2 protein-coding genes and 1 pseudogene are annotated in these 2,257 nt (G+C 72.1%); 1 reads left to right on the top strand and 2 read right to left on the bottom strand.

The features are described 5' to 3' along the window. Positions 1-55 precede the first annotated feature (55 nt). Complete coding sequence (gene murJ, locus FL311_RS42680; protein WP_141333357.1) at positions 56-1,756, bottom strand: murein biosynthesis integral membrane protein MurJ; 1,701 nt, start codon at positions 1,754-1,756, stop codon at positions 56-58. A gap of 104 nt (positions 1,757-1,860) precedes the next feature. On the opposite strand from murJ, the pseudogene FL311_RS46405 reads away from it, so the two are divergent. After that, positions 1,861-2,148 (top strand): annotated as a pseudogene (locus tag FL311_RS46405) (ferritin); the annotation flags it as partial. On the opposite strand, the gene FL311_RS42690 reads toward FL311_RS46405, so the two are convergent. Next, positions 2,103-2,255 carry an encapsulin gene (locus FL311_RS42690; RefSeq protein WP_228557468.1) on the bottom strand — a complete coding sequence of 51 codons (153 nt, stop codon included), beginning with the start codon at positions 2,253-2,255 and terminating at the stop codon, positions 2,103-2,105. The pseudogene FL311_RS46405 and the gene FL311_RS42690 overlap by 46 nt on opposite strands. Between the last annotated feature and the right edge of the window lie 2 nt (positions 2,256-2,257).

The following is a 2,257-nucleotide window of genomic DNA, read 5'->3' on the forward strand; positions in this document are numbered from 1 at the left end:
GCTGCTCCAACCACCCCCCTGCCCGCTCCGTGGGGAGCCGAGCATTGGCGAGCACTTAGCGCGCCCGGCGCAGCCGGCCGGAGACCTTGCGGAACACCGCGCCGGCCTCGGGGACACCCAGCGCGGCGGCCACCGCGAAATAGATGCCGCCCATGGGGATGGCGACGGCCAGGAAACCCAGGACGGGGTGCAGCCTGGGGGGCGCGAGGAAGGCCCCGCCCCACTCCGCCTGCACTCCCGGCATGGGGCCCAGCACGGCCGCGAGCCCCAGCTTCACGCCCAGGGCCACGAGGCCCGCGATGACGGCCGCGCCCCACAGCCGGGGCAGGAGCCCCGGGGGAACACCCACGGGCCCCAGCTGCCGGGTCAGCTTGCGGCGCAGGAGATACGACTCGAGCCAGGCCACGAGCCCGCTGGCGAGCGTGAGCCCCAGCGCGCCCAATTCCGAGGGCAGCCCCAGCCACCCGGGCAGATGCAGGCCGAGGATCCAGGCGCCCACCGAGCCCACCGCCACGCGGACGATGGCGAAGCGCAGGGGCGTCTTGGGGTCCTTCAAGGCGTAGAAGGCGGAGGCGTACAGCCGGCCCACGGTGGAGGCCACCAGCCCCACGGCGGCGCCCATGAGCAGGTACCAGAGGTAGCGCGAGTCCGCCGCGTCGAAGCGGCCCGTCTGAAGGAGCGCCGCGGCCACCATGTCGCCCAGGAACAGGAAGGCCGCCGCGGAGGGCACCACCCAGAAGGCGATTCGCCGCGCCCCTCCGTCGATGCGCTGACGCAGCTTCGCGGCGACCTCCTCCGACCCGGCGCCGTCCGCCGCGCGGGCCATCTCCGGCAGCTCCGCCGCGGACACCGCCATGCCGAAGAGGCTCACCGGGATGAGGTAGATGGTCTGCGCGTACACGAGGGATGACATGGCGCGCTCGGAGATGAGCGTGGCGAAGGCCGTGTCCACCCACGCGCTGAACTGCACCACGCCGCGCCCCAGCACCACCGGGCCGAAGCTGCGCAGCACCTGCCGCACCGGCTCCGTCGCCGTGGAGAGCGACGGGCGGAACCTCCCCAGCAGTTGGAGCGTGCGGGGCACCTGCACCGCGAACTGGAGGAAACCGCCGGCCACCACGCCGTAGGCCAGCAGCTCCACCAGCCGGTCCTCTTCGTAGCGGCCGCCCACGACGAGCAGCGTGGCGATGATGGCCCCGTTCCAGACGACGGGCGCCAGGTACGACAGCAGGAAGCGCCGGTGGCTGTTGAGGATGCCCAGGCACCAGGCGCTCAGCACCAGGAAGCCCGTGCCGGGGAAGAGGATGCGCACCACGCGGATGGCCATCTCCCGCGCGTGGCCCTCGAAGCCCGGAGCGATGAGGTCCACGAACACGGGCGTGAACAGCATGCCCGCGCACACCAGCAGCGCCGTCGCCAGGGACAACAGGCCGAAGACCGCGCCCGCCACCCGCTCCGCCTGCTCCGCGTCCTTGCGGCCCAGCAGCTGGGCGTACACGGGGATGAAGGAGCCGGAGAGGACGCCCTCACCGAAGAGGTTCTGCAGGAAGTTGGGGATGCGCAGCGCGGCCTTGAAGACGGCGGCCGCCTCCGCGTTGCCCAGGTAGTGGGCGAAGACGCGCTCGCGCACCAGGCCCATCAGGCGCGAGGCGAGGATGCCCGTGGCCACGAGCATCGCGCCCTTGCCCCCCGAGCGTTCGGTCCGACCTGACGGGGCGGGAGGAGTCGGGGAAGGCTCGGGTGCGGAGGCGGTCACGGGCCGGCGACTCTATGCGTGACGTCAAGTGGCATGAAGCGGGAAACCCATGGCCCCTGTTTCTCTTGACGGTGCCCCCGGCGGATTGCGAGGGTCCGTCCTCAATGGCCGACATACCGGACAGCGACCTGGACGACGTGGCGCGTATCCGCCTCGTGCTGGCGCGCGAGCTCGAGACCATCAACGAGTACGAGGCCTTCGCCCGGGCGTCTTCCCACCCCGAGGTGCGGGCCTTCTTCCTCCACCTGGCGACGGAGGAGAAGGAGCACGTGTCCGAGGCGGTCCACATGCTGCGCATGCTCGACGCCCACCAGGACTCGCGCTTCACCACGCCCATCGCGCCGGGTCACTTCCAGCAGGCCGTGGGCGAGGCGCCGCCTCCCGCCGCCGTCCAGTCACCGAGCGGCACGGTGAGCCGGCCATTGGCCGTCATCAGGCCCTCGTAGCCCAGGCGCGCGTCGCCGTAGAAGATGAGCTCGTCCTCCTGCTGCGCGCACAGCG

The organism is Myxococcus sp. AB025B, from assembly GCF_006518215.1.
Taxonomy (GTDB): domain Bacteria; phylum Myxococcota; class Myxococcia; order Myxococcales; family Myxococcaceae; genus Myxococcus; species Myxococcus fulvus.